Source organism: Congregibacter brevis (assembly GCF_045689245.1).
Taxonomy (GTDB): domain Bacteria; phylum Pseudomonadota; class Gammaproteobacteria; order Pseudomonadales; family Halieaceae; genus Congregibacter; species Congregibacter brevis.
The window spans coordinates 1,558,992-1,578,708 of sequence record NZ_CP136865.1; the positions used below are offsets into that span (position 1 = coordinate 1,558,992).

Sequence of the window (19,717 nt, forward strand, 5' to 3'; positions counted from 1 at the left end):
ACGCTACGCTAGCCTCTGTGTGTGTCTGGTTCACAGCTTTCACTATTTGACTGCTTCGCGGCATTGTTTTGTATTGCGTCGGTAAGGGGCAGGGTGACGCTAAACCGACTGCCAGTCCCGAGTTCGCTGACGACACTGATGTCTCCACCTAACTGACGCACATACTCGCGAGACTCAAAAGCACCAATGCCCATGCCTGTCAGCCCTTTGGTGGATTCAAAGGGCTTGAATAAACGACTGCGGACAAACTCTTCGCTCATGCCGCAGCCCGTATCGCTGATGCTCACTTTTACCATCGACCGATCCACTTTGAGTTCGACGCTCAGTTCCCCATTATCTGTCGTGGCCTCTTGGGCGTTCTGCACGAGGTGCCCGAAGACCGTAGACAGACGCTCGCGATCGGCTGTCACGGTTGCCGCCGATGCTAGGCTCAGCTGCGGCGTGGGCAGACCATCTGCTCTCGCTTGTACGACTTGTTCAAGCAGTGGCCCCAGTTCTACCGTGGCTGGTGAGGCGCTGCGCATACCGCTGCGCATTTGATCCATAAGGCGTTGCATTCGTTTGACTGAGTTATCGACAGTGCTGATCATGTCATCGATAAAGGCAGGGTTGTCTCGGTGCTTTTTGGCGTTTGACACCATCAAAGACTGCTGGGCGAGAATGTTTTTGAGATCGTGAATGACGTAGGCAGATAGGCGGTTAAAGGCATCGAATTGCCGGGCCTCTACCAAGCCTTGACTGGCTCTTTGCTGAGCTAAAAGCGCGGCGGCTTGTCGACCCGCTGTTTTGAGTAGATCGCGGTCTTCCCAGTTAACACTGTCTTTCAGATCTGTGCGGGTTAAGAACAGCAGTGCCTCAAGCTCTTCTTGAAAAAACAGCGGAACTATCAGCCACAGCGATTTGTGCTCAGAGATCCAATCAGGCGCCTGTAGATCACCGTAGAGGTTGGACGCATTGCGCCATTCCTGCAAATCTATGACCCAGCCGCTTTGTTGAATCCACTCTTGTAGATTGCCAAGGTCCTTGGCGGCTGGTGGGTCTAGCTCCCAAGTCGCAAGATCGCTGAGTCGTCCGTCGGAGCTGCGGTGCAGTAGCAGCCCGCCGGGGCTCATGGTGATGGTGGCCATGGTGCGAATTACCCCGGAGGGGATATTTTCAAGCGCCGCAAGTTCCTCGGTAAAGCGAAGCCATTCCACTCGGTAGTCATAGCGGTAGCTGAAGAAATGCTTGGCCAGCCAGACTCGCAATCGAGCTCGTAAGGTACCGGAAAACAACAGGGTAATCAGAAGCGCACCGCTACCCGCCCAAAATGATATCTGCAGCACGCCGCCCCAGCTGCCGCCCAGGTATCTGATGAAGTATCCGATAGTCGCCATGCACACTAAGTAAACGCCTGCGCCCATGAGCGTGACGGTATGAAAGACCACCTGTCGTGATACATGTACATCCATGCGCCAGTTGCGATTGCGGGCGATGGCTATCACTAGCCAGGGTACGACTAACGTATTTATCACGCCGCGGGCCTGCCAGAGCTGCGCATTCATTTGGCGAAACAGCAGGGCCTCGGCGTACATGACAAAATCGTAGATGTAGAGTGCGCCCAAACCAAGGCACAGAAATTTCACGCCCCAGCGCTCGCTGCTGCTGGCATTGCGGTAAACCTGCTCAACAAGTAGCAGGCCCGCAATCGCCATGGCTAGCCAGAGCATAAGTGCAGCATCGCCGGCTTCTGCCGTGCTCAGAGAGAGCAGGTCGCTAAAAGGTCGTAGGGCGATAATTCCCAGCGAAGCGATAAGGCAGCCAATAAAGGGATTAAACCAACGTCTTCCCAGCCAGGTCCAAACGTCGCCGCCAGACTGAAACCCCAGCAACTGAAGGAGGAAAAAAATCCACCCTGCGTTGCGCGCTAGTTCACTTAGCTGAAGCAATGTTATCGGCGGGTAATGGTATAAGGTGCCCGCCGCTACAATGGCAGCCCAGACCGCTGTTGCCACCGCAGCAAAAAGCAAGCCGGGCCCGAGGGGACGGACGCGCCATTGGGTCAGTAGCAGGGCGGCGAGCACAAAAAAGCCCAGCGCCGCTGCCGCATGTGTAAAGAGACTGATGTTACCTATCACGCGCGATAACCCTGACTTTGTGAAGCATTCGACCCTATACTCTCGCTGTATCACTGTAAATGCATGGAGTAAGTTTTGGAGAGGTGCAACGCGGTTGCGATAGTTGGCTTGGGCTACGTGGGTTTGCCGCTGGCGGTGGCTTTTGGCGCCAAGCGTCGCACTATTGGTTTTGATCTCAATGAACAAAAGCTTGATGCCTACCGTGCGGGACGCGATCCTTCTGGCGAGGTGTCTGATGCGCAGCTGGCAAATGCTTCATTTTTAGAGCTCACGAGCGAACCGGGGCAGCTCAGCCAGGCTGACGTGATTATTGTTGTGGTGCCGACTCCGATCGATCACGCTAAGCGGCCGGATTTATCGCCACTGGAGTCAGCGTCAAAAACCGTAGGCTCACATATGCGACCCGGCGCTATCGTCGTATTCGAGTCCACCGTATACCCCGGCTGTACTGAAGAGGTGTGCGTGCCTATTTTAGAGGCATCCTCGGGCTTGCCGTGGGTTGGTGGCGCGGGTGATTTTGGCAACGGGTTGGTAAACGATGGCTTTTACGTTGGATATTCGCCCGAGCGTATTAATCCCGGCGATAAAACTCGTCGGTTAGAGACCATTACTAAGGTCGTGTCGGGCGATACGCTCGCGACTCTGGATGTTCTCTCGGAGTTGTATGGCTCCATTGTGGACGCAGGCATACACCGCGCAACGAGTATCAAGGTAGCCGAGGCCGCCAAGGTGATCGAAAACACCCAACGCGATTTGAATATTGCGCTCATGAACGAGCTTGCGATGATCTTTGATCGTTTGGGTATCGATACTCTGGACGTGCTGGAGGCTGCTGGCACCAAATGGAACTTTTTGCCATTTAAACCTGGCTTAGTAGGAGGGCACTGTATCGGAGTGGACCCGTATTACTTGACCTATAAGGCAGAGAGTAGTGGTTATCACCCGCAGGTGGTCTTGGCGGGGCGGCGCATCAACGACGGCATGGGTAAGTTTATTGCCGAGCAGACCGTAAAGCAGCTTGCAGCAAGAGGGCTGCCGATTACTGGCGCCACGGTCAATCTCCTCGGACTGACCTTTAAAGAGAATTGTCCTGATTTGCGTAATTCCCGGGTTCCCGACATTGCGCAGGAGCTGCAGGCTTATGGCTGCATTGTGCACGTTCACGACCCCTTGGCCGATGCAGGAGAAGCCCAGACTGAGTACGACTTGCAGCTCTGCGGTTGGGGCGAACTGCCAAAAGCTGAGGTTTTAGTGCTCGCTGTGCCCCATCGGACCTACATCGAGCGGCCGTTAGGTGATTTTGCTCGCCTGCTTTCCAGCGATGGCTTATTAGTGGATGTCAAAAGTGTTTTTGACCGCGATGAGGCGGCGTCGGCGGGAATTAAGCTCTGGCGCTTGTGATCTCTCTCACAGAAGTAGGGATTAAGTTGGCCTGCCCCTTGTGAGTGTAAAGAAATCCGACGACACTAAGTCATCAAAGTTCACAGATTGCTTTAATTGTGAGCTATAGCGTATTGCTACTGTGACGATAATTTACCTTGAATTAGCTCCGTGACTTTGCAAAGCTGACTCAATCAACCGGAGGCCCGATAGAGGGCGAACCTGTTATGTACGACCGTTTCTACGGTTTCAGTGAAGAGCCGTTCCGGCTAAGTCCGGATCATCATTTTGCGTATCAGCACCGAGCCTATAAAAAGGCTCGGGCATATATGGCCTATGCCTTTATGCGAGCCGAGGGTTTTGTGATGGTGACTGGCCGTCCGGGCACAGGTAAGACCACGCTGGTGGGCGCGTTGATGGAGGACCTTGCCTCTGAGCGAGCGCAGGTCGCGAATCTGGTGTGCTCTCAGCTCCAGGCAGATGATCTACTGAGCATGGTGGCGCACGAGTTTGGTGTGGATATCAATGTCACGAATAAGGGCCAGCAGCTCCAGCACTTGTCGCGCGCATTGCAAAAGTGGCATCGAGAGGGACGGCGGGCGCTGCTAATTGTCGATGAGGCGCAGGATCTATCAATTTCAGCGATGGAGGAGCTCCGTCTCCTTACCAATATTCAGGTTGCTGGCAAGCCGTTGATGCAGATCTTTTTGCTGGGCCAGCCTGAATTACGCGAACTGATATTGCGTCCAGAGATGGAGCAGGTACATCAACGTATTGTTGCTGCGAGCCACTTACAGCCGTTGGAACCAGATGAGACAGAGCAGTACATACGACATCGCTTAGCGGCGGCGGGATGGAAGGGTGACCCGGCGATTAGCAAGGCTGTTTATCCGCTTGTATTCAAATTCTCAGAGGGTATAGCCCGGCGCATAAACCTAATTTGCAGTCGTCTCATGCTCCACGGCAGTGTTGAGCAGTTGCACCGCATCGGCGCGGAAGATGTACGTGCGGTTGTCGAAGAGCTCCAGGGAGAGAGTCTCGCAGCTGGTTCTGTGTTTACCGAGCATGATTTCGATGTGGAAGATGTCTTTGAAACAGAGCTCGAAGCGGTAGAGTCTGGCGATAGGGAAGAAGATTCGAGTAGTGGCCCTATATCGGTGGTTGAAAATGGCGATAGTAAGCCGCCGACGCCTGCCGACGAAGACCGCAATGCTCTTTGGCGGCGCCGTATGCGTCGTCAAAAACGCTAAGCTTTATACTAATGAACGTCGTTCAGCGCGCAAACAGGGGAATAAATATGAGTACAGTAGGTCTTAGCGGTGTTGCCAGAGTCACTGGCGCAACCATTTTTGCGTTTTTGGTGACTGCCTGTGGGGGCAGTCCCACTGTGCCTATGGGTGAACGTTTTAACGAGCCAGACTATAGTTATGTTGTCGGGCCCGGCGATGTAATGGAGATCTTTGTTTGGGGTAACGAAGAGTTGTCTACGTCCGCTATTGTGCGTCCCGACGGTAAATTTACTACTCGTTTGGTCGAGGACCTCCCAGCAAGCGGTAAAACGCCTACTGAACTGGCTAGAGCAATTGAGGTGGCTTACGCCGAATATGTGCGTCAGCCGGTTGTGAGTGTGATTGTGAATGGTTTTGTGGGTGTGCCAGAGCAGCAGGTACGTGTTGTCGGCGAGGCAACAGAGCCAAAAGGGGTGCCTTACACGCAGCATATGACTCTGCTTGATTTAATGATCGCTGTTGGCGGCATGACCGAGTTTGCTGCCGGAAACAAGTCGGTACTGGTGCGCAATAGTAGTGGGCAACAAACGTCCTATGGACTTAGGTTGGATGACCTTCTGAGGGATGGGGATATATCCGCTAATCTAGTATTGATGCCCGGCGACATAGTGATTATTTCCGAGAGCTGGTTCTAAGCGACATATCTAGTAACTACTGTCCATCAGGCGGGCGAGTACATATGCAAGACGTTATTGCTCAAGGGATGAGCTATGTTTGGGGTATTTGGCGTCATAAGTGGGTAGCGCTGGCTCTCGCTTGGCTAGTTGCGATTGCTGGCTGGTTGTACGTATGGAGCGTGCCTGAGGCCTATGTGGCGACAGCAAAACTCTACGTGGACACAAACTCCGTTCTTCGTCCGTTAATGCGCGGACTCACAATTACCCCTGACATAAATCAACGGGTTAGCTTAATGAGTCGAACTTTGTTGTCGAGACCAAATTTAGAGAAGCTAGCGAGAATGACTGACCTAGATTTGATGGTGACTACAAAAAAGTCTCAAGAGGCTCTTATTGATCGCTTGCGAAGTACTATCTCCCTGAGAGGAGAACGCGGAAACTCCTCCATCTACAACATCCGCGTGAAGCACCAAAACCGCGATACAGCCCAGCGAATCGCGCAGTCGTTGATCACGGTTTTCATTGAGAGCTCCCTAAACGAAAAACGGAATGACTCGAGTGGTGCGCAAGTGTTTCTTGAAGACCAAATTGCGGATTATGAGACTCGACTTGTTGAGTCTGAACGCCGTTTAGCAAGGTTCAAGCAACAAAACGTTGACGTTTTGCCCAGTAAATGGGGTGCTGACTACTACACTCGCCTTGAAGCCGTTAGAGGAAGCTTGCAAGAGTCTAAACTCGCGCTCAGCGAAGCACTGGAGCGACGTGACGCTTTGCGGGCGCAGATAGATGGGAACGGATCGGTAGATAGCTTAACAGCGGCAGGTATCGTTACCCCAGCAGACGCGCGATTACAACAAATGCGCTTGCGCCTTGATGATTTGCTAGCCAGATATACAGATAGACACCCGGAAGTGCGCCAAATTCAGGGCCTAATCTCCGAGCTAGAGGAGCAGAGACAGTTAGAGCTTCAGGCTGTAAGTGAGGGAGGTAGGCCGGGCCCTGGAAGCACGCAGGCGTTTAGTGATATGCAGACTCTTATGTCTGGTGCTGAGGCGAGTGTTGCTGAGCTTAGAGTGCGAGTTGCCGAGTTTGAAAGGCGCGAGACGGATTTAGCGGCCAAGGTTACGCTAATTCCTGAAATCGAGGCCCAACTCAAACAGCTGGATAGAGACTATGAGGTTGTGCGTAATCAGCACACGGAGCTACTGGAGCGCAGGGAGTCTGCGAGGCTGTCAGAGAATGTAGAGAACAACGCCGGTGATGTTAGTTTTCGCGTCGTTGATCCTCCTTATGTTCCAAGTAAGCCATCGGAGCCGAATAAAGTGCTGCTAAATGTCGCTGTCTTGATTGTAGCCCTCGGCGCAGGTCTCAGTTTTGCTCTTTTGCTATCTCTGCTGAATCCGATCGTAGTTGATGCGAGGATGCTTGCCGCGACCACTGGCTTGCCTCTTCTAGGTGTTGTGACATTCAATAAAGATATTGCCTTAGAGCGCACCGACCGTTTTCTGTTTGCTGGATTTGTCTTTGGTACGTTGGCGCTGTTCGGAGCCTTTGGAGGAGTGATGCTTGCCCCCCAGATTATTGCACGTGTGGCTGGTCTATGAGTATTATCGAGAAGGCCGTTCGGGCAGGAAAATCGAAACAGCAAACAGAGTCGGAGGCACCGAAGTCGCCCCAAGAGGCTTTGCAGCAGGGGGATGATTTTCTTGATGGACCTAGCACTGTGCTGGAGCCCGATGATCTACTCACCTCCGCAGTCAGGCCGAGTACATTTGCAACAGCTCCTGAGAGTCGGATTCAGCTCGATATCTCCATGGAAAGACTTCAACATGCGGGCTTTATTTCCCCAAACGTTCCTCGCAGCCGCATTGCCGAGGAGTTTCGTACTATCAAGCGGCCACTACTTCGCAACATTGACAAGACACGTGGCAGTTTTGATGAGCAATCGAATCTGATCATGGTTACCAGTGCCCTTCAGGGCGACGGTAAGACCTTCTCTTCTATCAACTTGGCAATTTCTATCGCAATGGAGCAAGACAAAACCGTGCTATTTGTTGATGCTGACGTTGTGCGCGCTAGTGCCGGGAAGACATTAGGAATACCAAAAGGCACTCCTGGGTTGATAGATCTGTTGGATGACAACAGTGATGTTGATCCTGCAGATGTGATTTTACATACCAATATCCCCAAATTAAGAGTCCTTCCAGCGGGGAATGGCAGCGATAACTCAACTGAGCTCCTTGCAAGCGACACAATGCACCAGTTTATGATCGAGTTGTCCAATCGATATCATGACCGGGTGATCGTCTTCGATTCACCCCCATTATTACTTACCACTGAAGCTGGAGTTTTGGCGTCTTTTATGGGGCAGATTGTTTTTGTCGCGTCAGCTGACGTGACGCCTCAACATGCGGTGCAAGAGGCGCTTGAGCACATTGGCGAGAATAAGATCGCAGGGGTTGTTCTCAATCGCGCGTCTCGCCGCAGATCGAAGTTACTTGGTGTGGGTAGCTACGGCTATGGTTACGGATATGGCGATGGGTATGGTTATGGGGAACGAAGAGGTAGCGGAGCAAAAATAGCCGCAGACGAAGCAGCAGGTCAGCAAAAGGAGCTTGGATAAATGCGTTGTCGCGGGTTCGTGTGTTCGGCAACGGTGGGCCTGCTGGCAGTATTGGCCTCGCACAACCTGAATGCGGCTGAATGGACTACTGGTGCGGGACTATCGGTGGGTACTTACGCTTCGTCCAATATTTGTCGCGCGCCTGATGACGAAGAAAGCAAGGTAGTCGGTACAATCACGCCAAGTGTAGATTTGAGTGGCGAGGGCTCGCGTGCCACCGTCGATTTGAGCGCTGCGGTTGAGTACAACACTTTAGGGGACAGCTCCATAGATTGTCCCCAGGTTGGTGGTGGTGCCAACGTGGCCAACAGGGAGGCTTGGGTTCCGAGGATTAGATTTCTCTCTGAGCTTGATGCGGTAGAAAACCTTCTCGTCCTAACTGCAAATGCCTCAGCGAATCAAAACGCGATCAATCCCTTTGTGGCGGGTGGCGACGATAATATCAATGCTACTGGAAACACCAATATCAACTATCGATGGGGATTGGGGGCACGTGTCGACAGGCAGTTCAACGAAACTCTAGCGGTACTGGCGAGCTACAATTACAACGAGCAGTTCAATTCGGCGAATCAGGTTCTTAGTGACAGCCAAGAAGACCGCGTGGACTTGGATGTTGGGATGATTCCCGAAGCTTCTAGGTTTAGTGTGGGGCTGCGTGGGCAGTACAGCGAAGTCTATTTCGAACCTACGACAGTTCAGCCAGAATTTACAAATCGATTATCGCGTCTCGAGGTGCGGTCTGCCTTCAGGGTGTCAGATAGCTGGGCGTTGACTGCATACGCCGGAGAAGAAGATAACGTGTTTCTTTCATCAAGCGAGGATATCGATGGTAGCTATTGGGATGTTGGCGTTCGTTGGGCGCCAAACGCGCGTGTAGAGTTTAACGCTGGCTATGGTGAACGGTTCTTTGGCGAAACACCGCGTTTTGATGTTACTTACCGACATAAACGGAGTGAGTTCACTGCGAGCTATTCGCGTGATTTACAGTTCCCTAGAAACATTCGAGTCGATGACGATGCTGGGCTTGGCACAGCCTTCGATTTGCCCGGCGACCCAATAGTCACCCAAGGGAATCCAACGTTTGTCGGCCAAACGCCAGTTTTAAATGAACGTTTTGCTTTGAATTATCGCTTCAGTGCTCGCCGCACCACCTTTGGCCTTCTAATTAGCGACTCACAACAGACTCGCGCTGAAGATGGTCGTGAAGGCAGCTTTCAAAGTGCAATAGCTAGCTTCACCAGGAGCCTGGGAGTGTCTCTAGGTGCTGACTTGAGATTGATTTGGCGTAGTAATGAAAACGGTTCTACGGGTGGTGGGGTATTTGTTGCTCAAGATCTTGAGTCGTGGGGTGTAAGTACTGGTTTACAGAAACGGCTCGCCAAAGATACATCTCTTTCTTTGCGGTATGTATATACAGATCAGACCTCTAGTACCGACTTCAACAATTTCGAAGAGCATCGCATTGATCTCTCACTTGGCTTTAGATTTTAAAGAATGAGTGATCATATTCTTAATGCAATGACTGTCGATGTCGAAGATTTTTTCCAGGTTTCTGCATTCGAAAAAAACGTGTCACGAACATCTTGGGACTCTACTCCGCTTAGAGTAGAGCGAAACATGGATCGCATACTCGATCTGTTCGGTCAGCACGATGTTAAGGCGACATTTTTCACTCTCGGCTGGATCGCCGAGCGTTGCCCAAGTATGGTCCGACGGATCGTTGAAGAAGGGCATGAGCTAGCCAGTCACGGTTGGGAGCATGTGAGAGTTACCGAGCAAAATCCGGAGCAATTTCGCGAAGATGTTGTGAAGACCAAGAAATTCTTGGAGGACCTTGGGGGGCAGGGGGTTCATGGCTATAGGGCGGCGAGTTACTCTATTGGTGCCGGTAATCTGTGGGCGCATGATGTGCTGGCGGACAGTGGCTACAAATACAGCTCAAGTATCGTGCCGATAAAACATGACCTGTACGGTATGCCAGATGCGCCTCGGTTCAAGTTTACGACGGCTAACAACCGACTGGTCGAAATTCCATTGACTACGCACCCAATCGCAGGAAAAAACATTAATTGCGCGGGTGGCGGGTGGTTTAGGTTGTTCCCCTATCCGTTTTCGAGGTGGGCATTGCGTCAGGTAAACAATAATGAGCGCGAGGCCGCCGTGTTTTACTTTCATCCTTGGGAGATTGACCCAGAGCAGCCACGTATTTCCGAGGCGAGCACAAAATCACGCTTTCGACACTACCTCAATTTGGCGAAGATGGAATCTCGGATATCACAATTACTCAAGGATTTTCGTTGGTCGAGAATGGATCACGTGTTTTTTGCCGATCCCGAGTAGCCTTGTCGGCTCCTGGATAGACGATCTGTGCCTGAAAGCGTCAGAAGACGGGCCGCTCCATATTGATCGAGGTTCGTCAGAAAGAAACAAATGCTGATGGGTTTTAAAAACGGCCGTTTGAGGACATGTGTTGCGCGGCGAAGGTGTGACTTTGTTCAATCGGTCGATAAAAAATTGCAATGATTCTCAGCAAGCGTAAAGCCTTATGAGTAAAGTAAGGGCGAGACTAAGCAAGTACTTGTTTGTATGGCCTAGAGTTATGGTGGTAGCTGCACTGCGCCAGCTTTTTGGTCAAACCATCGCACTTGAAGGGAAGAGGATCGTGTTTGTAGGAGGGTTACAGCGATCGGGCACCTCTCCCCTTTATAAGGCCTTGTTGGCTGTGCCGGGGCGTACCGGTATTTATGGGACGCATGTGCCGGAGCAAGAGGGGCAGTTTTTGCAATCTGTTTATGAGCCCGACAAAAGTTTCGGGATCCTCTACGGTTTTGAAAGAGATTGTTATCTAAGTGAACGCGACACTTTTGATCCGGAGCGCGATCGACTACGGCTATTAGCTGACTGGGGAAGATTCTGGTCACCGAAAGCTGATGTGTTTGTTGAGAAGACTCCTTCAAATATAGTCAGGCTGCCCTACCTGAAGGCTCTCTTCCCTGAGGGGGAGTTCATTGTCATTGTTAGGCACCCGCTCGCATATTCGCTTGCGCTGAAAAAATGGTCAGACGAACCCCTCCGAAGGATAATCGAGCATTGGTTGATGGTCCACAAGACCAGTATCGAAAACCTTTTAAAGGTTGATGGTGTAACCGTTGTTCGCTACGAAGATATTTGTGACCCTAGTTCTGGCGCACGAAGCCGTTTACAACAACGACATGGAGTAGCTACAAGTGCCGATTTGTTTGCGGATCAGAATGTTAAATATTTTGAGACTTGGGGTGGTCTCCACCTTACCGCATTGTCGAATGATGACCGTATCGTCCTGTCTAATCGCTATGGTCAAGTCGAATCTGTATTCGGCTACAGTCTTGATGAGCCCTACGTGTTAGCCGAACCTCAATGGATGAAAGAAGCGTGAGCGGAGACTCTGGAAAGGGGCTAAAGCCGAATTTTATTGGTATCGGTGCACAGAGAGCCGCATCTACGTGGTTGAATCAGTGTCTTCGCCAACATCCGGAAGTATGTTTGCCGCGAAAGGAAATCCGATTTTTCAACTATGGCTATGAGGAAGGACTCGACTCTTACTTTCGTAACTTTGAGGGTTGTGAGGGGTGCAAGATAGTGGGTGAAATCACGCCGGATTACTATCATTCCTCGTTAGCGCTCGATCGCATGGCTAGGGATCTTCCTGGCATAAAGCTTATGTACGTGGTTCGTAACCCCATCGATCGCGCCTACTCTCAATATAAGCTTTACTTGGATCAGGGCGCGATTAAATCGCCCTCCTTTGAGTCGGCTTTAGAGCACCACCCTGAGTTAATAGAGTGGAGTATGCAAGGATCTGCTCTAAGGAACGTTTTTGAACGCTTTGATGAGAAAGATGTATTAGTAGTTCTGTATGACGAAATTTTAAATGCACCAAGTGAAGTCTTACTACGCATATATAACTTCCTTGATATTGGCTGCGAGTTTGTCCCGGATGTGCTTAAAAAGCGTGTCAACAGAGTGGTATTACCCCGTACGCAACGTGTGCTTAAAAGGGTAGGGATGGGGGCGCTTATAGGATGGGTAAAGAAATTCCCTAGGCTTTCTGAATGGATTAAGGATAGTTTCTATTCGGGTGCCGGCGCGTCGTTGAAAGATGAGACTCGTCAGCTATTGAACGCAAAATTTCGGGATGACGTGGAACTTTTAGAGAACCTTGGTGGGTTTGATTTGCGGCATTGGAAGGTCTAAATGTCGCCGCGACTACTGGCTGCCTTTTGGCAGCCGCGTCCAGATGTTTAGCCTATGACCGCACTAGTTATTCTGAAAGGCTCAACGCTTTTCACCATAACCAGACTTGTGCAACGCGCTCTTGGTCTGATAAGTCTTGTGGTACTCGCGCGGATACTTGCTCCGGAGGATTTCGGGCTAGTAGCTCTGGCCAGCATTTTTCTTGTTTTAAGTACGGATCTTTCTAGTTTAGGTTCAGAGCCATACTTGTTACAAAAGACTTCTGTTGAGGACGTTGATCTTCATACAGCTTGGAGCGTCTCGATTCTTGCCAAGTTTAGTCTTTTTGCACTTCTGGTGATTGCTTCGCCGGCTTTAGCGTCGATTTTAAACGAGTCCCGCTTGGCGTTGATTATACCTATCGCTAGTAGTGGATTGCTGATAAGAGCCTTCGCGAATCCCGCAGTTGTGCTGCTGAAGCGTAAGTTCCTTTACAAGAAGATTTTTGTGATGGGTGTACTCACAAAATTTATTTCAGTGACAGTGGTTATCGTCTTGGCCGTTAATACCAGGAGTTTTTGGGCCTTGATCGTTGGAGATTTGGTTGGAGCGGTTGTTTCAACCATACTTTCCTACGTTTTCGTTTCTGCTCGTATAGGCTTGTCTCTAAAGAATTGGGCTTCGCAGTGGGGCTACGTTCGCTGGGTGCTACCTCAGACTCTTCTGGGGTCGCTTAGAGGGCAGCTTGATAAATTTCTTCTCGGTAGGGTGTTGCCTGCTGAAATGCTCGGTGGATATCATGTTTCGCGCAGCCTTATTGATGTCCCGGCGGTAAACCTGCTTGGCCCTTTGTCCGAACCGCTACTGGCCTCATTTGCCCAGGTCCGTGACAGTGGCGACTGGATGAGGCGTCAATTTCGTGTCGCCTTTCTGGGCTTGTACAGCCTTGTTTTTCCTTTGATTGCCATATTTAATATTTTTTCAGACGAAATCGTGCAGGTAGTCTTCGGCGCAAAGTGGGCTGCTTTCGCGCCTATAACAGCCGCTCTGAGCTGGTCTTTTGTTGTGTGGGCCGGCGGAAACGTTCTCACTAAATACTGCCTCGCGACTTCACGGACACGGTTTTTATTTTTCTATACATGTCTGATGCTAACAACCATGACAATCGTCCTTCTTAGTGTCGGAGCAGGAGATCTCGTGGGTCTCGTTTATGCGAGAGTTGTGAGTGATCTCATAGTGTTTAGCGGGGTTTTTACCTATGTATCTATGAAGGACCGCGTTAACATGCCTCGTCTACTGGCACTTCTATGCATACCCCTTGCTTCGACCATTTTAAGCACTGGTTTCATGATGAGCTTTGACTCCGTGGGCGCCCCAACATCCGTCGTTTCACTCATTGTGCGGGTCAGTTTGCTTTGCGGTGTCTACGTACTCTGTCTGATCGCGATTTTTCAGGTTTTGAAGAAGTATGTGCCCGAGTGTGAGTTTTATGTGAAGCTTGCTCAGAGCGTGGTATCAGGCTGCGCCGCTGCCGTGAAAGAAAAGTTTTAGTCGATGTGTTCAGTTTGGGTGTTGTTTGTGTGGCGCTGCGATTTTTCTTGTACACGTAGGTGTCTTTCGAAGGTATAGCCAGCCTGAAAAAAGACGCATAACTTTGAGGTGGTGGTCAGCGAGAATCTATGGGTAGTGTTCTTCTAGTAGTACTTACCTTTTGCACCTGTGGTGTTTCTTTGGCGAGACCTTGGATAGGTGTCATTGCCTATTATTTGCTTGCGATTTTTTCTCCCCAAGGGATATGGCCTTGGGTCTTTCAAGGAAATGCCATCTCACAATACGTCGCAGTGGCTACGATTTTGGGATTGGTTTTGGCTGCGGTCAGAGGGCAGCTTCGCTGGGATAGAGTTCTGAACATTCAGTCGTTCGCTCTGATCTCCTTCTGGGCATTGATTCGCTTGTCGGATCTTGTATCGCCTATATCTCTTAGCGACATGCCTAGGGGAATGTTTGGGCCCGAGTTCGTGCTCTCCGTCCTAGACAAACTGGTGTTGTTTTATTTCCCCCTTGTATTGTTGATAGACGATAAGAAGAAGTTTAAATCGCTCTGTTTGGTTTTGGTCGGGACCTGTATCTACTACACATATTGGGCGAATGAAAGGTATCTATCGGGTGAGATGTGGGCCTACACGCTCAATGGGCGTCTGCGCGGGCCCGGTGTTTATCGCGATGAAAATGCATTTGCGGTCATGTTTGTATGCTGTTTGCCGTTTTTGTTTGTTGTTGCACTGGAACTTCGTTCGAAATGGCTGCGATATGGCATTCTTCTATCGGCCGTTCCTTTGGGCTGGCATTCGGTTTTTTTGATTGCAAGTCGCGGCGCGCTGCTTGGACTAACACTGAGTTCATTGGCCATTGGCAGAATGTTTCGTTCTAAAACAATGGTTCTGGCATTAGGTGGGCTTCTTATATTGGCAGTACTCACTCAGGGCGGTGTGCTGCTGTCTCGTTCGACGGAAACAGTTGAAGTTAGAGCTCAAGAAGATCGCCCCCTTGATCCGCGGCTGGTGACTTGGAAGGCCGGCTATCTGGTTATGCTTGACTATCCACTACTCGGCGTTGGTGCTGAACGTTTTCAGTTGGTCGGGGCTGCTTACCTTCCACCCGATACCAAGCGTGTGCAGGTTATCCACAATACTTTTCTGCAGGTGGCTTCACAGTCAGGTATCCCGGCTGGACTGATCTATTTGTGGTTTTTTTACCGCGTTTTTTGGAAGACCAGGACTCTGACAGATTCGAAGCGATTTGCATTGTGGCGCTACAAGTATGCGCTGGACGCGTCTTTGATTGGTTTTTTTGTTTGCGCGATTTTCCTAAACCTACTGATTAACGAGTTTTTATATTTGTTGCTTGGTCTAAATCAGATACTTGATAACCAGACTGCACAGAGCAAACTGAATGATGATGAAAAGGTGGGTTTACGCTCGGTTAGTCCGAAGGTGGGAGTATCGCCTTGAAGTAAGCCCACGGCTGATAAAGAGTCTGTATGCCATTTACGGCAAGTATCTTTTTTAATCCTAGTCGCCGGATGTGTGGGGCAAGCTGCCTTACGTGCCGGGGTAAATCAAATGTGGAAGCACTGCGGCCTAACTGGTACAGAGCCTCTTGCTGAAAATGTCTTTCGGCGTACCGGCTAAATCGCCTGTGAAGAAGGCGCAACGTGGCTAGAGAGTAACCGAGGCGGGGAACCACCGGGCCCGTCGCAGGCAAAATTTGTATACCCTTCTTACACTGCTGGGTGTCGAGACAGTCTGTTTCGATAATGTATGTGATAGCAGAATCATCGCCGATGAAGCCAACAGGCAACCTGAATTCTTTTTCCCTAATTGCGGTCAAAAATGCAGATGACAGCCCATACATTGCGCCAGCCAACCATCGATTGTCGCGCAGTTGGCAACGATAAGACTCAGATACGCCTATTGGCAGCGGCGAGGCCGCTGCATATTCGTCTGAGCTCCAGTGAGACTTAATGTAATCAATAGACCCGGCGGGTAGCCAAACGTCACCGTCCATAAAAAAATGATCAACGGAGGTGTCTATTTGTCCATGTACGTAGGTATTCCAGGCGTTTGCTTTATCAGCCAGCGGTATGTCTATTATATTAATGGCTAGCTCCGAGTCTGCTAGACCAAGAACAATAGAATGCGTCTCATCTGTAGAGCCGTTGATAACTACCGTGATTCGTAAATCCGATGGGTGGGCCGTTGCGGATTCAATACTTTTAATACAACGTTCGATATTGGCGGCCTCGTTGTACGCCATGATTGCGATGTGTATTTGCTCACTCAATGTCGTCTCATCCCTTTATTTTTGTAACCCAGTTTGGGACTTTGTCTTCGGCGCTGCTCAGCGCTAATTCGACTTGGACCTTACTTGCACACGAATTTTTTCGATATTTCTGTCTAGGTAGCGACTCATTGCCAGTGCGATACCCAGCGCTAACACAGTGGCGAGTATTAACGATAACAATCCTTCACTGGAGCGTCCGCGCGTTGGTGCATTGTAAAGTAAGTAAGATACTAAAGCCCCCACCTGCCAGTGGATTAGGTACAAAGGATAGCTAAGATCCCCTAGGTACTTGTCGATTCGTTTCAGCCAATCAGGAGGCGCGTGCCAATAAAGAGCTACGACCGTAGCCGTGGCCAAAATGATATTCAGATATTTACCGGCATCCAAAAGATAGGGCCTTGTTGGGTGCCAGAACATCAATGCAATTCCCGCAAACAACAAGGCGTTTGCGATGTAAGCCGCGACTAATAGCAATGCCGTACTACGGTTCTGCAGGCGCCCTAAGCTTTTCGCCTCTTTTCTAAAGTGGTAGGCCAGAGCTCCCAGCGCAAACGGTAGCGATGCCGCTGGTATGGCTCCATATCGGTGGTACCCATTGAGGTCAAAGATGTATGTCGCGGCATAGTAAGTAAGGCTCGCGGCCAGCCATACGGTAGTTCGTTTTATGGTTTTAGATGCGCCTAAGCCTATGGTGGCGTAAAAGATGAGTTCGATCGTGAGTGCCCATGTTGGAGGTGACAATCTGGGTTCGAACTCGGCAGGGAAATACGAGGGGTAAATCATCGATGCGTTTGCAAGGAACTGTCCTACGCTTTCTGGGAGAAAAAGCACGTCTTTGTATGCGCGGATGTAGACTTGGTCAGTGAGCAAGAGCAGGATTACTGTTATGCACAGTACGAACCAATATGCTGGGTAAAGCCGTAAAAATCGGTTGAGGGCATACCTAGAGAGCCCCCGGGCACTGTAGCCGTAGGACTCTTGCATAATAGCGGTCATGAGGAACCCACTTAGAACGAAGAATGCATACACCGCGTAACCTCCAATGACGGGTATGTCTACAAGGTGAAAGACCATCACCCAATACGCGAGCATCAATCTGAAAATCCCAAACATAAGGTTCGCACTCTACTTTGCATTAGGCACTAAATGAGTCGATCATCGAACTTCTAGCGCCTAAATTCTTGATTCAATAAAACCTGAGGTTGCCCCGTACGCATATCTTTCGCACGCGGCCACGCTCCCTTCCTTTGCAGGTTGGTTCGCTACCCAAGCAAATTAATGCGCTGAAGTAGAGACTTGGCCGCCAATTTAGTGCGTAGAATCAAGGTTTCTATTGTGTGTGGCTGCGACGCTCCAAAGGCTCTAGCCGTTTCTAGTTGGTCCGTTAATATGAGATATTTGAACAGTTCTATGTTCCCGCGAGTGATCGCGTGCTGGGTTGCCGACGCAAAGCTCTCAGGTAGATCTCCGTCGCGTAGAAGTTGCTCCAGTATCTCGAGTCTACCTTCTTGATTTTTTTGAAATTCGCCTGAAAAGTTACCCAAGTGCTTCCGTATATTCACAAGAGGTTTGCTATGCATCGCACCAACACCGTGGGCCGCAATGCGTCTTGTGAGATGTGCATCCTCGGAGTGCGCTAAGTCCAAGTCCGTTCGAAAGCCACCTATGTCATCGTATAGCGATCTTTTGAAAATCAGTGCAGAGGGAAAGACAGGCTGAAACTGCAGCAAGGATAAAAAAAATGTTTTATCGTCCAGTTTTAGGCTGTCTTCCGCAGTATTGCTTGCGCCGATGATGCCCTGCATCCAGTTTTCCGGAGCCTCCGAGAGCTTGTCTGTCCCAACGGAGACACCGTTGACATCGATTAGCCCGAAGTTGCTAAACCAATAGTTAATGTTTTTGAACATCTCAAGATCAGCAGTAAATGTAGCGATGTAATCGCTGCTCCAAACATCATCGCTATCGCAAAGAGCGATCCAGTCACCAGAGCACTGCTGGATGCCATTATATCTTGCGGCGACTTGGCCATTATTAGGCTGATAGATTACCTTGAGTTGTGAGTGTGTTTCTGAATTGAGCATGCTGGAGGTGTGGTCCGTGCTGCCGTCGTCAACAACAATCACTTCATGTGGTTCATGAGATTGTGAAAAAATGCTGTTCAATGTGATTCGAAGAAGATCTGCTCGATTGTAGGTTGGCACAATCACGCTGATGAGGGGGCGGGATTCCATATATGCACCTTGACTGTTAATTGCTATGTTTGTCGGCCTTGCCCACTATTGGTGCTACCCGAATCTACCAATGGCGTTACAAGTAAGTAACTTCGGAATTGCCCAAAAGCCCTGAAGTTGTTTTTCCGATCAGGACGGTCGTGACTTACTTAGAATATCTTTGGGCCCACTGATCATACTATGCCTACCTCAACCCCAGCAGACTTGCGAGCAGGTTCTTTAGGACAACTGCCTCTATAGGACTTATGGTCAAAGCTGTAAACGCGGAGCGGATTGCTCTTAGACGCTGCCCCGATTCACGGTAGTAATATGTATTTTGCAGTGAATGAGATAATGCTCGGCTCTTGAAATGTGCCTTGTCCGCCTCAAATAGCGGGTCATTCGCCAGCATCAAGAACATCTTTGGACTATCTCCATGCTTACCCCTGTCCGTATTGCTCAGGGAATGCGGTCTCTGTCGATACAAATGATTTGGCGACTTAACAAACGCGAAGAGCTCCGATCGACGAGCTGCACGGTGCCATAGGTGTGTATCTTCATTGGTTTTTAGATCAGTGCTGAACAGGCCTACTTTAGCTAACAGGTCCTTCCGTATTGTCGCAGCTCCAGTTTGAACGATGCAGGTATGATCTATGAAAAGCCTGCTGGGCGAGTCCACGAAAAAAAGATCTCCTGTAAACAGGCTTATTGCTGTGTTCCAGGTTGGAATGTTATCGGACGCCAACTCAAGCTTTTGGGCTGAATCCCACCACAGGTAAAAGTCGGACGCTATGAAATCCACTGCGTCTTTCTTCTCAATCACTTCCAGCCTGGATGATAGAAAGTTCGATAGGGCAATATCGTCACCATCGAGAAATGAGATCCATTGGCCTCTACACTCCTTAATTCCAAGGTTGCGAGCAGCGGCTACCCCCAGATTTTGGTTACTCTGCAGCACGTGGAACTGCGGATGATTGGCAGTAAGAGCATTTACGATGGCGAGTGTTCCGTCTGTACTGTTGTCGTCGATCACGAGTACTTCGTACGTACAGCCTTTAAGGTCGAAAAGTGAACGAAGTGTTTCTTCGATAAATGGCTCTACATTGAATGTAGGTACAATTATAGAGAAAAACGGTACATCGACAGCCATTAACAAACGCTACTGTGTTTCTGCGGGCTAGGCGTTTCTGAGAACCGTTTGGAGAGCTTAGAATCACGAGATGTTAAGATGGAGTGGATCATCAATTTCATCGTTTCGTTATCGTTAACTAGGTAGTTACTGCGTTGGTTACTAGATTGCTATATTTTACGCGATCGACACTCAAATCAAGGTGGGTCGGACGCATAGTGTATAGCTTTGTTACCATCCTCAAATATCTCACGTAAGCGATCAGAAAGGGGTTTGTTTTGCTTACCCAGTTAAGTA

The 19,717-nt window shown here is 50.0% G+C and carries 16 protein-coding genes; 11 read left to right on the forward strand and 5 right to left on the reverse strand.

The window, feature by feature from the left end:
* Positions 1–8 precede the first annotated feature (8 nt).
* The gene (gene prsK / locus R0137_RS06825) at positions 9–2,117 is read right to left on the reverse strand and encodes an XrtA/PEP-CTERM system histidine kinase PrsK (protein ID WP_407329563.1); all 2,109 of its coding nucleotides are present in this window, start codon (positions 2,115–2,117) and stop codon (positions 9–11) included.
* A 75-nt stretch (positions 2,118–2,192) separates the two neighbouring features.
* Here prsK and R0137_RS06830 point away from each other — a divergent pair, with 75 nt between their 5' ends.
* The 11 genes from R0137_RS06830 (at position 2,193) to R0137_RS06880 (ending at position 15,249) form a co-directional block, all read left to right on the forward strand.
* Positions 2,193–3,518, forward strand: a complete 1,326-nt coding sequence (locus tag R0137_RS06830; RefSeq protein ID WP_407329565.1) for a nucleotide sugar dehydrogenase — start codon at positions 2,193–2,195, stop codon at positions 3,516–3,518.
* Positions 3,519–3,724: 206 nt separating this feature from the next.
* Positions 3,725–4,747 carry an ExeA family protein gene (locus R0137_RS06835; RefSeq protein ID WP_407329567.1) on the forward strand — a complete coding sequence of 341 codons (1,023 nt, stop codon included), beginning with the start codon at positions 3,725–3,727 and terminating at the stop codon, positions 4,745–4,747.
* A 47-nt stretch (positions 4,748–4,794) separates the two neighbouring features.
* Positions 4,795–5,421, forward strand: coding sequence for an XrtA/PEP-CTERM system exopolysaccharide export protein (locus R0137_RS06840; protein ID WP_407329569.1), 627 nt, complete (start codon positions 4,795–4,797; stop codon positions 5,419–5,421).
* Between the two features lie 44 nt (positions 5,422–5,465).
* Positions 5,466–7,007 (forward strand): XrtA system polysaccharide chain length determinant, encoded by a 1,542-nt coding sequence (locus R0137_RS06845; protein ID WP_407329571.1) that lies wholly within the window; start codon positions 5,466–5,468, stop codon positions 7,005–7,007.
* The gene (locus R0137_RS06850; protein WP_407329573.1) at positions 7,004–8,026 is read left to right on the forward strand and encodes an XrtA-associated tyrosine autokinase; all 1,023 of its coding nucleotides are present in this window, start codon (positions 7,004–7,006) and stop codon (positions 8,024–8,026) included. Before R0137_RS06845 ends, R0137_RS06850 begins: the two co-directional genes overlap by 4 nt.
* Positions 8,027–9,517, forward strand: coding sequence for a TIGR03016 family PEP-CTERM system-associated outer membrane protein (locus tag R0137_RS06855; protein ID WP_407329574.1), 1,491 nt, complete (start codon positions 8,027–8,029; stop codon positions 9,515–9,517).
* Between the two features lie 3 nt (positions 9,518–9,520).
* The gene (locus tag R0137_RS06860) at positions 9,521–10,366 is read left to right on the forward strand and encodes an XrtA system polysaccharide deacetylase (protein WP_407329575.1); all 846 of its coding nucleotides are present in this window, start codon (positions 9,521–9,523) and stop codon (positions 10,364–10,366) included.
* Between the two features lie 259 nt (positions 10,367–10,625).
* The gene (locus R0137_RS06865) at positions 10,626–11,441 is read left to right on the forward strand and encodes a sulfotransferase family protein (RefSeq protein ID WP_407329577.1); all 816 of its coding nucleotides are present in this window, start codon (positions 10,626–10,628) and stop codon (positions 11,439–11,441) included.
* On the forward strand, positions 11,423–12,259 hold the full coding sequence (locus R0137_RS06870; protein WP_407329578.1) for a sulfotransferase family protein: 837 nt from the start codon (positions 11,423–11,425) through the stop codon (positions 12,257–12,259). The genes R0137_RS06865 and R0137_RS06870 overlap by 19 nt, the downstream gene beginning before the upstream one ends.
* 54 nt (positions 12,260–12,313) lie before the next feature.
* The gene (locus R0137_RS06875) at positions 12,314–13,789 is read left to right on the forward strand and encodes an oligosaccharide flippase family protein (RefSeq protein WP_407329580.1); all 1,476 of its coding nucleotides are present in this window, start codon (positions 12,314–12,316) and stop codon (positions 13,787–13,789) included.
* 491 nt (positions 13,790–14,280) lie between these two features.
* Positions 14,281–15,249: an O-antigen ligase family protein gene (locus R0137_RS06880; protein ID WP_407329582.1), complete on the forward strand. Its 969-nt coding sequence runs from the start codon at positions 14,281–14,283 to the stop codon at positions 15,247–15,249.
* Here R0137_RS06880 and R0137_RS06885 read toward each other — a convergent pair.
* The 4 genes from R0137_RS06885 to R0137_RS06900 form a co-directional block, all read right to left on the reverse strand.
* Positions 15,221–16,081: a glycosyltransferase family 2 protein gene (locus R0137_RS06885; RefSeq protein ID WP_407329584.1), complete on the reverse strand. Its 861-nt coding sequence runs from the start codon at positions 16,079–16,081 to the stop codon at positions 15,221–15,223. The two genes, R0137_RS06880 and R0137_RS06885, sit on opposite strands and share 29 nt — an antisense overlap.
* 63 nt (positions 16,082–16,144) lie before the next feature.
* Complete coding sequence (locus R0137_RS06890; RefSeq protein WP_407329586.1) at positions 16,145–17,173, reverse strand: acyltransferase family protein; 1,029 nt, start codon at positions 17,171–17,173, stop codon at positions 16,145–16,147.
* 170 nt (positions 17,174–17,343) lie between these two features.
* Positions 17,344–18,312, reverse strand: a complete 969-nt coding sequence (locus tag R0137_RS06895) for a glycosyltransferase family 2 protein (RefSeq protein ID WP_407329588.1) — start codon at positions 18,310–18,312, stop codon at positions 17,344–17,346.
* 184 nt (positions 18,313–18,496) lie between these two features.
* Positions 18,497–19,441: a glycosyltransferase family 2 protein gene (locus tag R0137_RS06900; protein ID WP_407329590.1), complete on the reverse strand. Its 945-nt coding sequence runs from the start codon at positions 19,439–19,441 to the stop codon at positions 18,497–18,499.
* Positions 19,442–19,717 lie beyond the last annotated feature (276 nt).

Coding starts and splice junctions, on each gene's coding strand:
- R0137_RS06835 (WP_407329567.1), top strand. CDS start 3,725: ATGTACGACCGTTTCTACGGTTTCAGTGAAGAGCCGTTCCGGCTAAGT.
- R0137_RS06840 (WP_407329569.1), top strand. CDS start 4,795: ATGAGTACAGTAGGTCTTAGCGGTGTTGCCAGAGTCACTGGCGCAACC.
- R0137_RS06845 (WP_407329571.1), top strand. CDS start 5,466: ATGCAAGACGTTATTGCTCAAGGGATGAGCTATGTTTGGGGTATTTGG.
- R0137_RS06850 (WP_407329573.1), top strand. CDS start 7,004: ATGAGTATTATCGAGAAGGCCGTTCGGGCAGGAAAATCGAAACAGCAA.
- R0137_RS06855 (WP_407329574.1), top strand. CDS start 8,027: ATGCGTTGTCGCGGGTTCGTGTGTTCGGCAACGGTGGGCCTGCTGGCA.
- R0137_RS06860 (WP_407329575.1), top strand. CDS start 9,521: ATGAGTGATCATATTCTTAATGCAATGACTGTCGATGTCGAAGATTTT.
- R0137_RS06865 (WP_407329577.1), top strand. CDS start 10,626: ATGGTGGTAGCTGCACTGCGCCAGCTTTTTGGTCAAACCATCGCACTT.
- R0137_RS06870 (WP_407329578.1), top strand. CDS start 11,423: ATGGATGAAAGAAGCGTGAGCGGAGACTCTGGAAAGGGGCTAAAGCCG.
- R0137_RS06875 (WP_407329580.1), top strand. CDS start 12,314: ATGACCGCACTAGTTATTCTGAAAGGCTCAACGCTTTTCACCATAACC.
- R0137_RS06890 (WP_407329586.1), bottom strand. CDS start 17,173: ATGCTCGCGTATTGGGTGATGGTCTTTCACCTTGTAGACATACCCGTC.
- R0137_RS06895 (WP_407329588.1), bottom strand. CDS start 18,312: ATGGAATCCCGCCCCCTCATCAGCGTGATTGTGCCAACCTACAATCGA.
- R0137_RS06900 (WP_407329590.1), bottom strand. CDS start 19,441: ATGGCTGTCGATGTACCGTTTTTCTCTATAATTGTACCTACATTCAAT.